At 68.8% G+C, this 16,773-nt stretch carries 14 protein-coding genes and 1 pseudogene; 8 read left to right on the forward strand and 7 right to left on the reverse strand.

All coding sequences use genetic code 11. From position 1 onward, the window contains the following. Nucleotides 1–74: 74 nt before the first annotated feature. Nucleotides 75–866 carry a GntR family transcriptional regulator gene (locus tag NIE79_RS21895; protein ID WP_238680339.1) on the reverse strand — a complete coding sequence of 264 codons (792 nt, stop codon included), beginning with the start codon at nucleotides 864–866 and terminating at the stop codon, nucleotides 75–77. 123 nt (nucleotides 867–989) lie between these two features. Beyond that, on the reverse strand, nucleotides 990–1,859 hold the full coding sequence (locus tag NIE79_RS21900; RefSeq protein ID WP_030332815.1) for a PAC2 family protein: 870 nt from the start codon (nucleotides 1,857–1,859) through the stop codon (nucleotides 990–992). A 276-nt stretch (nucleotides 1,860–2,135) separates the two neighbouring features. Here NIE79_RS21900 and metH point away from each other — a divergent pair, with 276 nt between their 5' ends. Further along, nucleotides 2,136–5,636, forward strand: coding sequence for a methionine synthase (gene metH, locus NIE79_RS21905; protein WP_274524476.1), 3,501 nt, complete (start codon nucleotides 2,136–2,138; stop codon nucleotides 5,634–5,636). Between the two features lie 705 nt (nucleotides 5,637–6,341). Here metH and NIE79_RS21910 read toward each other — a convergent pair. Continuing rightward, nucleotides 6,342–6,797 (reverse strand): hypothetical protein, encoded by a 456-nt coding sequence (locus tag NIE79_RS21910; protein ID WP_238680341.1) that lies wholly within the window; start codon nucleotides 6,795–6,797, stop codon nucleotides 6,342–6,344. A 490-nt stretch (nucleotides 6,798–7,287) separates the two neighbouring features. Here NIE79_RS21910 and NIE79_RS21915 point away from each other — a divergent pair, with 490 nt between their 5' ends. Beyond that, nucleotides 7,288–7,710, forward strand: a complete 423-nt coding sequence (locus tag NIE79_RS21915) for a DUF4279 domain-containing protein (RefSeq protein WP_238680342.1) — start codon at nucleotides 7,288–7,290, stop codon at nucleotides 7,708–7,710. Between the two features lie 636 nt (nucleotides 7,711–8,346). Here the strand turns inward: NIE79_RS21915 and NIE79_RS34055 are convergent. Beyond that, nucleotides 8,347–8,880, reverse strand: coding sequence for an SUKH-4 family immunity protein (locus NIE79_RS34055; protein WP_238680343.1), 534 nt, complete (start codon nucleotides 8,878–8,880; stop codon nucleotides 8,347–8,349). A gap of 633 nt (nucleotides 8,881–9,513) precedes the next feature. Between NIE79_RS34055 and NIE79_RS21925 the strand changes: the two genes are divergently transcribed. The 4 genes and pseudogenes from NIE79_RS21925 to NIE79_RS21940 all read left to right on the forward strand — a co-directional run bounded on the left by NIE79_RS21925 (nucleotide 9,514) and on the right by NIE79_RS21940 (nucleotide 12,292). Beyond that, nucleotides 9,514–10,302, forward strand: a complete 789-nt coding sequence (locus tag NIE79_RS21925) for a GNAT family N-acetyltransferase (protein WP_238680344.1) — start codon at nucleotides 9,514–9,516, stop codon at nucleotides 10,300–10,302. Nucleotides 10,303–10,656: 354 nt separating this feature from the next. Next, a complete protein-coding gene (locus tag NIE79_RS21930; RefSeq protein ID WP_238680345.1) occupies nucleotides 10,657–10,944 on the forward strand; it encodes a hypothetical protein in 288 nt (95 codons plus the stop codon). A gap of 117 nt (nucleotides 10,945–11,061) precedes the next feature. Then, nucleotides 11,062–11,307 (forward strand): annotated as a pseudogene (locus NIE79_RS21935) (YxiG-like protein); the annotation flags it as partial. A gap of 241 nt (nucleotides 11,308–11,548) precedes the next feature. After that, nucleotides 11,549–12,292 carry an MBL fold metallo-hydrolase gene (locus NIE79_RS21940; protein WP_274524472.1) on the forward strand — a complete coding sequence of 248 codons (744 nt, stop codon included), beginning with the start codon at nucleotides 11,549–11,551 and terminating at the stop codon, nucleotides 12,290–12,292. A gap of 5 nt (nucleotides 12,293–12,297) precedes the next feature. Here NIE79_RS21940 and NIE79_RS21945 read toward each other — a convergent pair whose 3' ends face one another. Next, nucleotides 12,298–13,194: an aminoglycoside phosphotransferase family protein gene (locus NIE79_RS21945; protein WP_238680348.1), complete on the reverse strand. Its 897-nt coding sequence runs from the start codon at nucleotides 13,192–13,194 to the stop codon at nucleotides 12,298–12,300. 237 nt (nucleotides 13,195–13,431) lie between these two features. Here NIE79_RS21945 and NIE79_RS21950 point away from each other — a divergent pair, with 237 nt between their 5' ends. Beyond that, nucleotides 13,432–13,872, forward strand: coding sequence for a VOC family protein (locus tag NIE79_RS21950; protein WP_238680349.1), 441 nt, complete (start codon nucleotides 13,432–13,434; stop codon nucleotides 13,870–13,872). Nucleotides 13,873–13,994: 122 nt separating this feature from the next. On the opposite strand, the gene NIE79_RS21955 is transcribed toward NIE79_RS21950, so the two are convergent. Next, nucleotides 13,995–14,714, reverse strand: a complete 720-nt coding sequence (locus tag NIE79_RS21955) for an SDR family oxidoreductase (protein WP_238680350.1) — start codon at nucleotides 14,712–14,714, stop codon at nucleotides 13,995–13,997. A gap of 168 nt (nucleotides 14,715–14,882) precedes the next feature. On the opposite strand from NIE79_RS21955, the gene NIE79_RS21960 reads away from it, so the two are divergent. After that, nucleotides 14,883–15,803 carry a LysR family transcriptional regulator gene (locus NIE79_RS21960; RefSeq protein WP_238680351.1) on the forward strand — a complete coding sequence of 307 codons (921 nt, stop codon included), beginning with the start codon at nucleotides 14,883–14,885 and terminating at the stop codon, nucleotides 15,801–15,803. On the opposite strand, the gene NIE79_RS21965 is transcribed toward NIE79_RS21960, so the two are convergent. Further along, a complete protein-coding gene (locus NIE79_RS21965; RefSeq protein ID WP_238680352.1) occupies nucleotides 15,771–16,688 on the reverse strand; it encodes an NAD-dependent epimerase/dehydratase family protein in 918 nt (305 codons plus the stop codon). The genes NIE79_RS21960 and NIE79_RS21965 overlap by 33 nt on opposite strands. Nucleotides 16,689–16,773: the final 85 nt, after the last annotated feature.

Here is a 16,773-nt window from a genome sequence, read left to right on the forward strand (position 1 = left end):
GCGGGCCGGAGCGGGCCGGAGCGGGCCGGGCGGGCGGGCCGGAGCGGGCCGGGCGGGCCGGGGCGGGGCGCCCGTTAGCCCAGGACCAGGCCGGGGTCGGGTTCCGGGTCGGGGGTCGGGCCGGGGATCTTGTACTCCTCGGTGAGGGTGGTCATCGGGCCCGGCCAGGTCGCCTGGGACACCTCGATCGGCTTGCGGTGCGCGTCGTACGCGACGTGCAGCAGGTGCAGCACCGGGGTGTCCGGCCGGATCTGGAGCGTCTCGGCCTCCTCCCGGCTGGGCTGGCGGGCGCTGATCGTGTCGGTGGCCGAGACGTACCGCCGCCCGGTGGCTTCCTCGGCCTCCTGGTAGAGGGGGCGGCCGAAGGCCTCGGTGCGCTCCAGCGAGGTGCCGTCCGTGTCGCGGGGCAGGAACCAGGACGCGCCCACCTCGACGGGGGAGTCGTCGGTGCGGACGAGGTGCCGGCGGCAGAGCAGGTGGGTGCCGTCGGCCACGCCGAAGGCGTCGGCCACCTCGGCGGGGGCGGGGGCGTGCCCCACGGAGACGAGCTGTTGACGGTATCGGGCGGCCAGGTCGGTGTGGTAGCCGCGAAAGCCGCCGTACCGGCCTCGGGAGAGGCGGTTGAGTCGGCGGCGGGTGCCCCGGACGTACGTACCGGAGCCGGGCTTGGTGATCAGGATGCCCTCGACCCGCAGCTGGTCGACGGCGCGTTGCACTGTCTGCTTGGCGACGCCGAACATCTCGGCGATGGCCGGGATGGACGGTAGCCGTTCGCCCGGCCCCCAGTCGCCGCGACGGACCTGGGCCTTGAGCTGCGCGGCGATCTGTCGATGCGGGAACTCGGCGGCCCCGGGATTGATCTGCACACCCGCCTCCTTGATCACATCTAGGTTCCTAGGATGCCCCAGCGGGTGTGGCGGCGCTACCCCGGACACGCGAAAACGGGCCCCCGGACCACAAAAGGTCCGAAGGCCCGCAGCGAGACAGTGCTACCAGGAACCGGCGGTGGGGCCGGCCGAACCGCCCCGGCGGCGCAGGTACTTCTCGAACTCCTGGGCGATCTCGTCACCGGTCAACGGGGTGATCCCCTCGTCGCCGACCCGTTCTTCCAGCTCGCGGACGTACTCGCCCAGCTCGGCGTCCTGCTCGGCGGCGCTGCGCACCCGCTGCTCCCACTCGGCGGACTCCTCGGCCAGGTCGGCCATCGGCACCGGCAGGTCGACGACCTCTTCCACCCGGTGCAGCAGGGCGAGGGTCGCCTTCGGGCAGGGCGGGTTGTTGGCGTAGTGCGGCACGTGCACCCAGAACGAGACGGCGTCCACCTCGGCGCGGGTGCAGGCGTCGTGCAGCACGCCGACGATGCCGGTCGGACCGTCGTACCGGGTGGGGGTGAGCTGGTAGCGCTCTGCGGCCTGCGCGTCGGAGGCGCTGCCGCTGATCGGCAGCGGCCGGGTGTACGGCACGTCGGCCAGCAACGCGCCGAGCAGCACCACCCGTTCCACCTCCAGGCTGTGGCAGATCTCCAGCACCTGCTCGCAGAACGTCCGCCAGCGCATGCTCGGCTCGATGCCGCGGATCAGCACCACGTCACGGTCGGTGCCCTCCGGGCTGGCCACCATGAACCGGGTCGTCGGCCACTCCACCCGCCGGGTCTCCCCGTCGGCCATCGTGATGGTGGGCCGGCTGACCTGGAAGTCGTAGAAGTCCTCCGGATCCAGCTCGGCGATCTGCCGGGCGTTCCAGACCTGCTCCAGGTGCTCGACCGCGGCGGTGGACGCGTCGGCGGCGTCATTCCAGCCCTCGAACGCGGCGATCGCCACCGGGGACCGCAGCACCGGCAGTCCGTCGAACTCGGTCACGCCGTCACCTCACCCTGCTCGTCGCGGCTGGCGCCGGGACCGCGCCCGGTCGTCATACCGTGGGGCACGGCGGCGTCCCTGTTGTCCTTCACGTCCGTCAGCCTACGTGCAGGGCGAGGGTGCGGCCCGTCGGCCGCGCCGGTCGGCCGCTCCGGCAGCAGGTCATACCCGAACGAACCAGACAGGGTGATCCCCGTGACACAATAGGGGATCGCTCGAGGATGGTCGTGGAGTCCGGCCGAATCGCACTAACCTGAACGGGTGCGGACTTCATTGATGGATGTGCTGGCTGATCGCATTCTCATCGCCGACGGCGCGATGGGCACGATGCTTCAGGCCGCGGACCTCACGCTCGACGACTTCGACGGGCTTGAGGGGTGCAACGAGATCCTCAACGTCACCCGCCCGGACGTGGTGCGTGGCGTGCACGATGCCTACCTGGCCGTCGGTGCCGACTGCGTGGAAACCAACACCTTCGGCGCCAACCTAGCCAACCTCGCCGAGTACGACATCCCGCACCGCATCCGCGAGTTGTCCGAGGCGGGCGCCCGGATCGCCAGGGAGGCCGCCGACGCGGCCAGCACCCCGCAGCGGCCCCGGTTCGTGCTCGGCTCGATCGGGCCGGGCACCAAGCTGCCCACCCTCGGGCACGCCGCCTACGCGACCCTGCGCGACGCCTACCAGGAGAACGCCGCGGGTCTGATCGTCGGCGGCGCGGACGCGCTGATCATCGAGACCTGCCAGGACCTGCTCCAGGTCAAGGCGGCAGTGGTCGGGTCGAAGCGGGCGATGGCCGAGCTGGGCCAGTCGGTGCCGATCATCTGTCACGTGGCGGTGGAGACCACCGGCACCATGCTGGTCGGCAGCGAGATCGGTGCGGCCCTCGCCGCGATCGAGCCGCTCGGCGTGGACCTGATCGGGCTCAACTGCTCGACCGGCCCGGCCGAGATGAGCGAGCACCTGCGATACCTGTCGCAGCACTCCCGCATCCCGCTGTCGGTGATGCCGAACGCCGGCCTGCCGGTGCTGACCGCCGACGGGGCGTACTTCCCGCTGACTCCCGTGGAGCTGGGCGAGGCCCTGGACCGGTTCATCACCGAGTACGGCGTGGGTCTGATCGGCGGGTGCTGCGGCACCACCCCGGAGCACATCCGGGTGCTGTCCGAGCGGCTGCACGGCGTCACCGCCCCGGCCCGCGAGCCCCAGCACGAGGCGGGCGTCTCCTCGGTCTACCACCCGGTGCCCTTCGCCCAGGACGCGTCGGTGCTGATGGTGGGGGAGCGGACCAACGCCAACGGCTCGAAGGCGTTCCGGGACGCGATGCTCGCCGGCGACTGGCGGGCCTGTGTGGAGATCGCCCGCAGTCAGGCGCGCGACGGCTCGCACCTGCTCGACCTGTGCGTGGACTACGTCGGCCGCGACGGCACGCAGGACATGCGGGAGCTGGCCGGCCGGTTCGCCACAGCGTCCACCCTGCCGATCATGTTGGACTCCACCGAGCCGAACGTGGTGGAGGCCGGCTTGGAGATGCTGGGCGGCCGCTGTGTGGTCAACTCGGTCAACTTCGAGGACGGCGACGGCCCCGAATCCCGGTACGCGCGGGTGATGCCGATCGTTCGTGAGCACGGCGCGGCCGTGGTGGCGCTGCTCATCGACGAGGAGGGCCAGGCCCGTACCCAGGAGTGGAAGGTCCGGGTCGCGGCACGGCTGATCGACGACCTGACCAGCCGGTGGGGCGTGGACCGCTCCGACATCCTGATCGACGCGCTGACCTTCCCGATCGCCACCGGCCAGGAGGAGACCCGCCGCGACGGCATCGAGACGATCGAGGCGATTCGGGAGATCTCCCGCCGCTACCCGGGTGTCAACTTCACACTGGGCATCTCGAACATCTCTTTCGGGCTCAACCCGGCGGCCCGGCAGGTGCTCAACTCGGTGTTCCTGCACGAGTGTGTGGAGGCCGGCCTGACGTCGGCGATCGTGCACGCCAGCAAGATCCTGCCGATGTCGAAGATCCCCGCCGAGCAGCGCGAAGTCGCCCTGGACCTGGTCTACGACCGGCGTCGCGAGGGGTACGACCCGGTGCAGCGTTTCCTGGAGCTCTTCGAGGGCGTCGACGTGACCAGCGCCCGGGCCAGCCGTGCCCAGGAGTTGGCGGCGCTGCCGCTGGACGAACGGCTCAAGCGGCGGATCATCGACGGTGAGCGCAACGGCCTGGAGGCCGACCTGGACGAGGCGATGGCCGGCGGTCGATCCCCGCTGTCGATCATCAACGACATCCTGCTGGACGGCATGAAGGTGGTCGGTGAGCTGTTCGGCTCCGGCCAGATGCAGCTGCCGTTCGTGCTTCAGTCCGCTGAGGTGATGAAGACCGCGGTGGCCTACCTGGAACCGCACATGGAGACCATCGAGGACGGCGGCAAGGGCCGCATCGTGCTCGCCACCGTGCGCGGCGACGTGCACGACATCGGCAAGAACCTGGTCGACATCATCCTGTCCAACAACGGCTACGAGGTGGTGAACATCGGCATCAAGCAGCCGATCAGCGCCATCCTGGACGCCGCCGAGCAGCACCGCGCCGACGCGATCGGCATGTCCGGGCTGCTGGTCAAGAGCACTGTCATCATGAAGGAGAACCTGGCCGAGATGGCCACGCGCGGGGTCGCGGAGCGCTGGCCGGTCCTGCTGGGTGGGGCGGCGCTGACCCGCGCGTACGTCGAGGACGACCTGCGGTCGACGTTCCCCGGGCAGGTGCACTACGCCCGGGACGCGTTCGAGGGTCTGTCCCTGATGGACAAGGTGATGACCGCCAAGCGTGGCGGCGCCCCGGTGATCGACCCAGAGCGGGAGGCGGCTCTCGCGGCCCGGCGGGCGCGCCGGGAACGGCAGCGCTCGATGGTCACCACGTCGCTGCCGGAGCTGCACGACTCCTCGGTCCGCTCCGACGTGGCCGCCGACGTGGCGGTGCCCACCCCGCCGTTCTTCGGCACCCGCGTCATCAAGGGCGTGCCGATGGCCGACTACGCGGCGCTGCTCGACGAGCGGGCCACCTTCTCCGGGCAGTGGGGGCTGCGCGGCGCCCGGGGCGGCAGCGGACCCTCCTACGAGGAACTGGTCGAGACCGAGGGCCGACCGCGGCTGCGGTACTGGCTGGACCGGCTGATCGCCGACCAGGTCCTTGAGGCAGCCGTGGTGTACGGCTACTTCCCCGCGTACTCCGAAGGCAATGACCTTGTGGTGCTCGACGAGAACGGGCACGCGGAGCGCGCCCGGTTCTCCTTCCCCCGGCAGCGGCAGGAGCGGCGGCTCTGCCTGGCGGACTTCTTCAGGCCCCAGGGCGACCAGCTCGATGTGGTCGCGTTGCAACTGGTCACCGTCGGCCAGCCGGTCAGTGAGTACGCGGCGAAGCTGTTCGCCCGCAACGAGTACCGCGACTACCTGGAGGTGCACGGCCTCTCCGTGCAGCTCACCGAGGCCCTGGCCGAATACTGGCACCAGCGCATCCGCTCCGAGATGACCCTGCCCGACGGGCGTCCGCTGGGGCACGACGACCCGGCGGACCTGGCCGGCATCCTGCACAACGACTACCGGGGCTGCCGGTACGCGTTCGGCTACCCGGCCTGCCCCGACCTGGAGGACCGAGCGAAGATCATGGATCTGCTCGGCGCGGACCGGATCGGGGTCGAGCTGTCCGAGGAGTTCCAGCTGATGCCGGAGCAGGCCACCGACGCGATTGTGGTCCACCACCCGGAGGCCAACTACTTCAACGCCAAGTAACTGGCGCAGGTGCCCTGACCTGCGTCTTAGGTCACCTGGAAGACCGCTGAGCCATGATCATGCCGCCTGCAGGCCGTCAGTGGGTTCCGGGCCGTCGTTGGCGGCCTGGTCCTCACCGAACGCGGTGTCGATGGCTCGGCGCGTCCGGTCCTCGCTGGTCGGCAGGAGATGCGTGTAGGTCCGCAGGGTGAATCCCGGGTCGGCGTGGCCGAGGTACGTCGACAGAGCCTTGATGCTCTACCCGGTGTCCAGGAGGGCCGAGGCGTAGGTGTGCCGCAGGACGTGCATGCCGTTGTGGCGGTCGTCGGGGATGCCGGTGGCCCGGAGCGGGCTTCCAAACTCCGGGGTTGAACTTCGAGCTCGTAGGGTCGCCGGTCAGGGTTCCCCAGGGCAGGGCGACCTCTATGGACGGGTACTGCTCGACGTGGTTGCTCAGGCGGTGAGCTACCGAGGCGGGAAGGGGAACCTCCCGGGTCTTGCCGCCTTTGGGTGGGGCGAAGATGAGCGCGCCGCGCACGAGTTTGACCTGACGGACGACTCGGAGGGTCGGCCGGATCGAGTCGAGAGATGATCTGGGGCCTAGCGGCAGGTCGGCGGAGCGTGAGCGCCGGATCTGCCGATTCGAGTGCGCGTCACCGTCGATCGCTCTCGGCCGGCCTTGTGGCGGCGGGACGGCCAGACGCGCCGGCGCCCAGGCTCATGCCATCAATCGAGGCAGTGAACGTGGACGGCAATGTGCTGTGCCTTAGCGCCGGTGTCTCGGTGTAGGACCTCAAGCTCGACACGGTGCCGGTCCACTGAGACGGGCTTGTTCTCCTCGCCGACCAGGCAGGTTGGATACGTGCCGTCGTGGTGCAGTGTCCCGCCCGCGTCCTGCCAGCTTTCGGCGATCACCGAGTAGATCGTGTCGCCATCGGAAGGGCCCCGCAGTGCCCCGTCTTCCTCAAACGCGATGGACCTGGTCTCGTCGTTCGACCAGGTGACCGTCCCAACGAGCAGCTCCGGCTTGGCAGTGTGCGGATCGTCGGCAAGCTTGACCGCCCCGAAGCCGCCGATCAGCCCTACGGCGACCAGCGCTAGAGAGAACGCAACCGTGGGGAGGCGGCGATTTGGTGGGGTAGGGGCCGCACCTTGCATCGTGTCGGGGGATGGCACTGGCATGGGTGCAAGGTACGCGATCGGCGCTTAGAGGGCTGGCCCAGAAGTCCCTCTCCTGCCGCCATCCGCGCTGACGTCGCGGATCAGTTGGCGGACGACTGTCGCACGTCAGCCGACGGAGGACACCGGGCTGCCGGCGATGTGGTTCAAGTTTCTGTACGTCTCCAAGGCGGCCCTGAACGGGCCGCACGCGCCGCCGCCAGGGCGCGCGCCCGTTGCTCCGCTGGCGCTCCGACTCCGGCCACGCAACACGCCTGGCGGCTGGCGCCGAGGGCTGGTAGCCCGGTGGGCCGCCGGATGACGACAGGCCGTTTCCCGGTGGTGTGGTGGGCACCGCGCAGCGTCACGGAGCGGACGCCGGATTACTGCCAACGTGGGGCATCGAATCTGGCAGGTAGACGAATCCTGTTGGTTGCCTGGGGGTCAAGGGGTCGGCGTCGGCCGACGACGTTGGGGCACGGTTGCCGGGCCACGATCGAGCACACTGAGATGCATGAGGACCATGGCGACGTTCCGCCTTCGTGGTGGCGGGGAGCGTACCGCTGCGCATGTGACGGAGCTCCTGGGCATTCAACCGAGCGACGTGTTCGAGGCGGGCACACCGGTCGGCTCCCGAAGTGCGACTCGGCATGAGGAGTGCGGATGGTTGCTCAGCAGTGCCGGGAGTCCCGAGAGCGACGCCGAGCTTGCCGAGCAGTTGGGGAGCTTGCTCGACATTCTGGAGCCGGTGGCCGACCGGCTATGGCAGCTCGTCGATGGGGGCTACTGGGCGAATTGGTTCTGTCTCCTCGGCTCCCACGCCGCAGAACATGCCGTGGAGCTTGACCGTGACCTTCTCCATCGGTTGCTCAAGTTGCCGGGTGGTCTATGGCTGGACGTCTATGGGGACGACGAGGGTGCTGAGGGCGACGGCTGACCATGCACGCCTGCGACGCGAACACCTCACCCGGTGGTGAATGACGAAATGAGTGACGACCAAGGCATGCAGCCACGGACGTCGGTGGACTGTTGGCGCCGGCCACGGCGGTTATTCAGGCAGGTCGGAACACCATGATGGTTCCTTCGGGACGAAGGAGTCACCTCCGCCAGCCCGTTCCACGAAGTATGGGTCGACGGTAGACGAGGCCGACGGAACAAGATCCGGAACATGCGTGGAATGATCAGGCGCTTTGCTGAGCAGTCGTCGGGCGTACGCCCTGTTAGGACGAGGGGGTGCCCAACAGCCGCTACACCCTTCCTGAACCGTGTGCGTCTGATGCCGCCTGGGCAAGTCTGAGGTCCGGCATCGGCAGGACCAAGATCATGTCGCTCCCAGGCCGTCTTAGGTGGACCACCAATGACTGTCGATGACCGGCTATGACCCCTTCAAGCCCAGGTCACGGGGTGTCTCGTCCGGTTTGATCGACTGTGCCCGTCGACGAGATCAATACAACGCCAGGTAACTGGCGCAGGTGCCCTGACATGGTCGGCAGGAGATGCGTGTACGTCCCCAGGGTGAGCCCGGGGTCGTCTTTCGCGCACTGATAACTGTGGAGGACGGGGTCTGCGTCGATCAGTAGAGCCACCGGTCGAGCACCCCGGGCCAGAAGTGGGTTCTGTGGTCGCCGTCCCCGAACGCGGGTGGGTCAAGCTCCCTGATGCGTTCCAACAGATCGGCGAGTTCCGCGAGCGCTTGCTCTTCGGCCTGTCCGTCCTCGTCCCAGCGGTCGATGACGGTTGAGCTGGTCAGCCAGGTACCAACCAGGTGCAGCGAACACAGCCAGTGGACGATCGTGGAGTTGACGAACCCGGCGCTGCCGTCCGGCGACCATATTTGCACCTCACCGGTCCCCGGCGCGGCACCGTACACCGAGCGCGGGTCGTCGGAGTTCGCCAGCCGGTACATCGTTGGCTCTGCGTCGAATGACACCGCACCGACGAGGTCTTCGATCAGCGGTACACCACAGGAGACCAGCGCGGCCTTCTGCTGCTCGGGAAGCCACCACCTCGCCACATCCGGCTCGGTAGCCCGCACCACCCGCCCGGTACCGGCCCAGGCCGTGACCGCTTCGAAGGCGGGAGGCAGCGGAAGGTCGTCAACCGGCACGCCGATGACGGTAGTCCGGGCAGGAGGCTTTGTCGTGGGTAACCTGCCGCCCCTGTACGTCTTCAAGGCGGCCCTGAACGGGCCGCACGCGCCGCCGCCTGGGCGCGCGTCCGTCGCTCCGCTGTCGCTACACGCCGGCCACGCGAAACGCCCGGCGACTGGCGCGAGAAGCGGGAAGCCCGAGGGGCCGCCGCGGACGATAGCGGCGAGAGTGGTGAAGGTTCGGGGGCCGGCAGCCGGCCGGGCCGCGCCCGAGCGGCGCGGGGTAGGGAGGCCCGCGCCGGTCCGCGCGGCAGGTCGCGGCCGTTGGGGTCGGGGTTGGCGGCGCGAGTGTGCCGGGCCGGCCATGCCTACTATTGACCATCAATGCTAGGCGCAACAGCAGGTCACGCAGCAACTCGTCCGATTCGATCGACTACGCCCTAGCTGTTGATCAATACAACGCCACGTAACGGGCGCAGATGCCCTGACCTGCGCCCGAGGTCGGGGCATGACCATGGATCAGCGGCCTTCCGGACTCCGGCGACCAAGCCGAGCGCACGAACGGCGGCATGAGGATGCATCAGGCCAGGATCGTGGGGTTGACTCGAAAACCGATTGCGTCTCCGGCCCCTGCTAATGCAACGTACGGACATGATCAAGTCGGCTCGACTGCTTGCGGCCTACGACGAACAGCTCAGGACTGACGCCGAGACGCCGAGCGCGGTCTCGGTCACCCGACTCGGGCCACTGCGTCTCGTGACCTTCGCGGATGGTAGTGGGTTTGTCACCTACCGCGATCTCGGCGGGGCGGACGCCGACACAATTCGCTGGCTCGTCCCAGAGGCGCTCGCTCACTACCAGACAGACCCCGGGATCGGCCGGGTCAAGTGGAAGGCGCGGGGGCACGACCATGCGCCGGGGTTGCACGAGGCGTTGCTGGACAATGGGTTCACCACGGATGAGCCTGAGTCGATCATGATTGGCGAGGCACGGCTACTAGCCGTTGACGTTCCGCTGCCCGAAGGCGTGACACTGCGTCGGGTCAGCGAGGAGGCGGACGTCCGCGCGATGAGTGCGATGCAGGACGAAGCCTTCGAAAATCCGGTGAGCGATGACATGGCGAACGCCCTCCTCCGCCGCCTGGCCCGCGATGACGGAATGGAGTTGTGGGTTGCGGAGGCGGAGGGACGGATTGTCAGTGCTGGCCGGCTGGAACCGGTGCGTGGAACCGACTTCGCCGGGATCTGGGGCGGCGCGACCCGTGCGGAGTGGCGCGGCCGCGGGATCTACCGCGCGTTGACCGCGGCGCGGGCCCGCTCAGCACTCCGAATGGGCAAGACGCTCATCAACAGCGACTCGACCGAGTACTCGCGCCCGATCCTTGAACGCTACGGTCTGATCAAGGTGTCGACGACGACGCCCTACAACTGGCGGCGGTGAGCGCCCCTTTTCGCGGCCCCGTCCGGATTTAAGGCGAGAGAAGACTGCGTAATGGGTGTCGATCCTGTACTAAGGGCCGCCCTGCGCCAGCTCCGCAGCGTGCGGTCCCAGCGCCCGGCTGATTCTGCTGATCCCTGCGAATTTGCTGTGTGGCGCGAAGCGATGGCTGCGGTCCTGGATGAACTGGCCCAAGTCATGCCCTTCCCGGAAGACCGAGCCCTTGCTTGCATGGAAGCAGAGGCTGCCCATGCTGAGGCGGCAGTGCTGCGTGCGGCGGCCAGAACGTGGCATCACAGTTGATCTAGAAATTGGACGAGGCCTTGCGAGCGCGGTATCGGGATCCGAGGTTAAGACATGGCGGACTGGGCGGACTGGAGCGAGGACGAGTATGTGCAGTACCTGCACGACGAGCGCCGACGCTTTGCGTGGGTGATGCAGCGTTACGGGGGTCTCAACGCAACCCAAGCCAAGGCGGCGGCCGTGCAGCACTACCCCTTCGAGGCCAGCAATGCGCCGTACCGAGGGCTCGTCTTCCATGACGATGCATGGCACTGGGCGATGCTGAAGATCTACGGGGAGAGGTACTGGATCCAGCACCCGGAACTTGCCGAACCGCGGGCTGAGTACGGAGCGCTTGACTGAACCTTCACCGCACAAACCCCCGTCGGCTCCTGGGTGGGCGGCACTTCGGTTGAGCTGCCATCGGAGCAGCCAAGCCGCCGAACAGCAGCGGGCACCGGCAACCTGAGGCGCAGGTGATTGACCGACCGGGAGATCGGCCCGGACCTGGACGGCTTCGTGTGGGCAGTGCGCTGGCAGCCGCTCTACCCAGGTGCCAAGGTGGTGGCGGACTCCGAGTGTGCGCGGTCGTGGGCTGACAAGATCGGCATTCCCTTTCACGAGGTGCACTTGGAGATGAACGCTCACGCCATCGCTCTCGTCTTCAGCGACCTTGAGGTGACGGAGGCGGGGGAGGGCTACGCGCCCTTCACGGTCACCGAAGACGTCGACGGTCAGCCCGGTGCGCTCGCCCTGATGGAGACACGCTTCTGCCTGGCAGCGAGCTCCCACCTGTTGGCGTTCACCTCGATGCGGTTGTCATCGACCACGTTGCTCACAACTGGCAGGTGAGGCTTCGGCCGGCCGGATCTCGAACCCAGGGCCTGAGTGACTAGCGAGGTTGCACGAGGCCGGAGACGCCTGCCACGCCATTCGGCTCAGCCCGGCCAGGTGAGACGCTGTATCGATGCGACAGGTCACAGTGCTCGGCAGCTCCGGTGCCTACCCCGAGCCAGGCCGTGCCTGTAGCGGCTTCGCTGTGGACTGGGACGGCTACCGCCTGGTACTTGATCTGGGCTACGCCACGCTGCCGCGGTTGCTCGGGCACTGGCCTGATGGTGCTGTGGACGCCGTCGTCATCACCCATGAGCACCCGGATCACTGCGTCGACCTGCACGGTCTGTTCAGGATGCGCTTCTACGGTCGGCCGGGCGGACCACGGCTGCCGTTGTACTGTCCGCCCGGCGTGCTCGACCGCCTCGGCGGCTTGGAGCCCGATGTCGACCTGCACGCGGTATTCGACCTGCACCCATTACCCGGCAGCTACCGGGTCGGGCCGTTCGACCTCACCGGGTTGTCTCTGCCGCACTTCGTGCCCAACGCCGGCATCCGGATTGAGGCGGACGGAATTGCCGTGGCCTACTCCGGGGACACGGGGCCGGCTCCCGCGCTGGCCGAGTTGGGCCGTGGCGCCGACCTGTTCATCGTCGAGGCGACGGACCACGACGGCGAGACAAGCCGTCCCACCCGAAACCTCATGACCTCCACCGAAGCCGGTCTGTGGGCTCGCCGGGCGGGTGCCCGCCGCCTGATGCTCACCCACTTCTGGCCGGGCAATGACCGGGCAGCTGCGGTGGCGGCAGCGCAGGTGGAGTTCGAGGGCACCGTGCTGGCGGCTCAGGAAGGGCTCACCCTGATGCTTGGGACCTGACCGCCTCAGACCTTTGTGTTCGCCACGACCCGATCAAGGACGAGGCGGCCCATGTCGTACATGACGGGGTTGGTCTCGACGTAGTACCAGATGGCACCGAGAGCTTGTTCGAAGCTCCATGCCTTACTGCGCTCCCATTCCAGGTCGTCGCAACCCAGCTCGTCACGGAACACCGCTCGGGAGGCATCGTCGAAGAAATACCAGCCACACATGGCATCGAGGGCGGGATCGGCCGGCGCGAAGTCGCCGGTGTCGAGCACACCCACCAGCCGGCCGTCGGCCACCAACACGTTCAGCGGCTGCAGGTCGCCGTGGGACATGACGTCGGCCGACGTGTGCGGAAGCTCTCGGAAATGACTCCACAGACGCCGAAGCATCGGGACGTCGAGCAGACCCACGCTCTTCTCGAAACACTCCTCGACCCACTCGTCGTGGTCGGGTAGCTCGCCGCCACGATTGTCGCCCTGAAACCGGCGACCCTCGGTATCGGTGGCCCGAAGCGCGCTGATCAGGGAGGCCAGGTCATGGGCGAGTCCCACGGACCCGTCGATGTCAACGGGGGCGATGCTCCCCGGAACCCACGACTGCACCGGCCACGGCAGCGGGTAGTCCTTTCCCGGGGCTCCGATCGCAATCGGCAGGGGAGCCGGGAAGGGGCTGTGTTCGGCGAAGCGCCGGGAGGCCTCGGCCTCGCGCGCGAGGAGTTCGGCGGCCACACTGACATTGCGCGACCGCAGCAGGAATCGGGCCGCCACACCGTCGCCGATGCGGAAGATGGCGTTCACGGTGCCGTTCGACTCGACGCGCCGGACCGGCGCCGTCTCCCATTGGGGAAACTGGCTGGCGATCAGCTCTCGGACGACGTCGTCGCTGATGGCGATCTCATCGTCATGCATGGCCATGCGGAAGATCTCCGATCCTGGTCGGCGAGACGGCACACGGTAGTCGATCACACTATCGGGCAGGCCTGGCCAGCCCTCAACGACGGAGCAGAATGACGGTGCCACGCCTAGCCTCCAGTCGTCCTGGCGAGCTGCCGCGCGGCAGACAGCCCGCCGTGGATGTCGAGAACGGCCGGGTGGCTCCGTCCTCGGGGAGGATGCGGTCACTGTGACCGCACCAGAGCAGGGAGATCCAGCATGGCGATCCAGCGGATGGACAACGTTCTCATCGTTGTCGAGGACCTCGACGCGGTCATCGCGTTCTTTGTCGAACTCGGCATGGAGTTGGAGGGGCGAGGGCCGGTGGAGGGGCGGTGGGTGGAGCGTGTCATCGGGATCGACGACGTCCGGCAGGAGGTCGCGATGCTGCGGACCCCGGACGGCCACGGCAAGGTCGAGTTGGCGATGTTCCACCGTCCGACGGCGATCAGCGCGGAACCGAAGGACGCGCCGGCGAACACGCTGGGCATTCGGCGGATCATGTTCGCCGTCGACGACATCGAGGACGTGATCACCCGGCTGCGTGGCCACGGCGCCGACCTCGTGGGGGAGTTGGAGCGGTACGAGGACGTCTACCGGCTCTGCTACGTCCGCGGCCCCGAGGGCATCATCGTCGGCCTGGCCGAACAGCTCCGCTGACGGCCGCCGCAGCTCGAGCCCACCCGCAACGTCAGGGATGTAGGGCCTCGCGGGCGGCGGAGACCACTACATCCCTGACGTGATGCGGGACTTGAAGGAGCAGCAGCGGGCAGGCGGCGGGCTCAGGAGATCAGGGTGCCGCCGTCCACGGTCACCACCGTGCCGGTGGCGTAGGTCGCCCGCAGGAGGTAGACGAACGCCTCGGCAACCTCCTCGGGCTCGCCCACCCGACCGAGCGGAAGCGACCCACTGAGCTGCGCGTACATCTGCTCTCGGGTGTCGTTCGGTAGTGAGTTCCAGAGCGGTGAGCGGATCACGCCGGCCGAGACGGCGTTGACCCGGATCGGGGCGAGTTCGACGGCGAGCGCGCGGACCAGCGCGTCGATCGCCCCGGTGATGCTGGCCGCGACGGACCAGCCGGCGCTGGGCCGGTGGTTGGCGGTGCCGGTGGTGAGGGTGATCGACCCACCGGGGCGCAGGTACGGCAGCGCCGCGTTGACCGCCGACAGCGAGCCGAAGTAGCGCAGGTCGAAGGCGGCCCGGGCGGCGGCGAGGTCGAGGGCGTCGACGGACATCAGCGCAAGGGGTTCACCGGCGGTGAAGACGAGATGGTCGAACGTCCCGAGATCGTGGAACAGCCGGGACACGGCGTCGGGGTCGGTGAGGTTGGCGACGTACCCCTGGGTGGTGGTCGGCAGGGTCGTGAGGGCGCGGTCCACGCTGCGCTGGTTGCTGGAGGCGACCACGACCTGGGCGCCCTCGCGGGCGGCGCGGGCGGCGGTGGCGAGGCCGATCCCCGAGGTTCCGCCGAGTACGACGACGCGCTGGTCGATGAGGGTCATGATCGTGTCCTTCCGGATCGGGTGGTGGGAACGGTTACCACCGTGCTCCGCCGGGAACGCCGGCGTCCAAGACCTCTTTCACCGCCTGTGATGCCAGTTGAGCATCACTCCCGTCATACCTTGCGGGTATCGTGGAACCGCCCGGAGCGGAAACCGGACGGGGGCAGGGTGGACGTTGATCTGCGCAAGCTCCGCTACTTCGTGGCGGTCGCGGAGGAGCTGCACTTCGGCCGGGCCGCCGCGCGGCTGCACATCGCCCAGCCGGTCCTGTCGCGCCAGATCCGGGCCTTCGAGCACGAACTGCGCGCCGAGCTCTTCGTCCGGGACCGCCGCTCCACCGTGCTGACCGACGCCGGCCGCCAGCTGTTGACCGATGCCGGTCCGCTGCTCGCCTCGGCCGAGGCCCTGCGGCGGCGGGTGCAACGGGTCGCACACGGTAGGCCGACGTTCACCATCGCGTTCATGCCGGGGGTTCTCGTCACCGCCGAGGCCCGTGCCATCGGTCAGCGGCACCCGGACCTGGCCGTCAACGTTGTCCGTACGTCCTGGGACGACCAGGCCGAGATCGTCCGCGAGGGGCGCGCGGACGTCAGCTACGTGCGACTCCCGGTGGACCAGCGTGGCCTGCGCCTGCGCCCACTGTTCACCGAACCCCGCGTCGTCGTCCTACCCACCGATCACCGCCTGGCCGGCAAGGAGTCGGTCGACCTCGCCGAGTTGGTCGAGGAACGGCTCTTGCAGGACCCGGACGCGGTGCCGGAGTGGCGGGACCTACCGAACCGCCCGACGGAGCCCGACCCCCGCCCCCGGCCCGAGCTGAACTCCGTGGAGGAGAAGCTGGAGCATGTCGCCGCGTACGCGGGGATGGTGATCCTGCCGTTGTCGACGGCGACGTTCTACACGAGACCCGACGTCAGCCACGTGCCCGTCGCCGACCTCGGCCACAACCAGGTGTGCCTGGCCTGGGCCGAGGACAACCGGTCACCTCTGGTGCACGAGTTCGTCGAGATCGCCGCCCGGCAGGCCCCACAACCCGACGATCGACGCCACGGGGAGTCAGGCGGTGCCGATCGGGAAGGTCTCGCGTAGGGCCGGGTCCAGCGGTCGACCGCTCGTCGGTTCGATGAACAGGTCGGCGAGCAGGAGGTCGGCGAGGTAGCTGGGGTTCACACCCGACTCCTTGCGGCCGAGGGTCTGTAGCGCGCCGCCCAGTCGTAGGGCGGCCTTCGCTGCGCCGGACGGCATCCGCGCGACCCGGCGGGGTCGGCCGACAGCCTCGGCGATGCGCCCGATCATGTCGGTCCAGGTGAGGTTCTCGTCGGCGACCGGGATGTCCGCTCCGCTGGCCTGCTCCAGGGCGTCGACCGCGACCTCGGCCACGCTGCGGGCGGAGGCCGCGGCGCTGCCGCCGGTCGGGGCGACCAGCGGGGTACGCGAGCGGGCCCACCGGTCCAGCGGACCGGCCCAGTTGGGCAGTCGGTCGCCGGCCCGACCGAAGACGAAGGGCAGTTCGAGTACGGCGACCGGCAGGCCCTCGCCGGCAGCCGCCCGCCCCTCCCGGGCCTGCTCCAGGCGGCACCGGATGTACGTGTGCCGTTCGGCGAGGCGCCACTGCGGGTGGAGCCGGTCGAAGTAGGTGTAGTAGGAGCCCATCACGACGCCCCGGGCGAGACCTTCGAGGCGGGCGGCGGTGAACAGGCGTACCACCGGGTCGACGTTGTCTCGGCGGAACTCGGGATAGATCGGTTTGGGCAGCGGCCGTTGCTCCTCGGTGCGGGTGGCGTACACGACGCCATCGTGACCGGCGAGCAACGGGCGCAGTTCCTCGATCGAGGCCGCCCCGACATCGAGCAGATGGTCGATGCCCGGCTGGGCGGTACGCGCCACAGTGGTCGCGGCATGGCCACGCTCCCGAAGCACGTTCACGACGTGAGCGCCGATCAGGCCACTGCCACCCACCACAAGAATTCGCACGGTGCATCGTCCACTCTGGAACCGGCCCTTTGTCAAGCGCCGCGGCTGCGGCAACGGGTCGGCTCCACCAGAATGGCACCCGGAG

Source organism: Micromonospora trifolii, assembly GCF_022229005.1.
In the GTDB taxonomy this organism is placed as follows: Bacteria; Actinomycetota; Actinomycetes; order Mycobacteriales; family Micromonosporaceae; genus Micromonospora; species Micromonospora trifolii.

Excerpts from the sequence above, each read along its gene's own strand:
- NIE79_RS21955 (WP_238680350.1), bottom strand. The coding sequence starts at position 14,714 with ATGACCCTCATCGACCAGCGCGTCGTCGTACTCGGCGGAACCTCGGGG.
- NIE79_RS21945 (WP_238680348.1), bottom strand. The coding sequence starts at position 13,194 with ATGGCCATGCATGACGATGAGATCGCCATCAGCGACGACGTCGTCCGA.
- NIE79_RS21940 (WP_274524472.1), top strand. The coding sequence starts at position 11,549 with ATGCGACAGGTCACAGTGCTCGGCAGCTCCGGTGCCTACCCCGAGCCA.
- NIE79_RS21930 (WP_238680345.1), top strand. The coding sequence starts at position 10,657 with ATGGCGGACTGGGCGGACTGGAGCGAGGACGAGTATGTGCAGTACCTG.
- NIE79_RS21915 (WP_238680342.1), top strand. The coding sequence starts at position 7,288 with ATGAGGACCATGGCGACGTTCCGCCTTCGTGGTGGCGGGGAGCGTACC.
- NIE79_RS21910 (WP_238680341.1), bottom strand. The coding sequence starts at position 6,797 with ATGCCAGTGCCATCCCCCGACACGATGCAAGGTGCGGCCCCTACCCCA.
- NIE79_RS21950 (WP_238680349.1), top strand. The coding sequence starts at position 13,432 with ATGGCGATCCAGCGGATGGACAACGTTCTCATCGTTGTCGAGGACCTC.
- NIE79_RS21925 (WP_238680344.1), top strand. The coding sequence starts at position 9,514 with ATGATCAAGTCGGCTCGACTGCTTGCGGCCTACGACGAACAGCTCAGG.
- metH (WP_274524476.1), top strand. The coding sequence starts at position 2,136 with ATGGATGTGCTGGCTGATCGCATTCTCATCGCCGACGGCGCGATGGGC.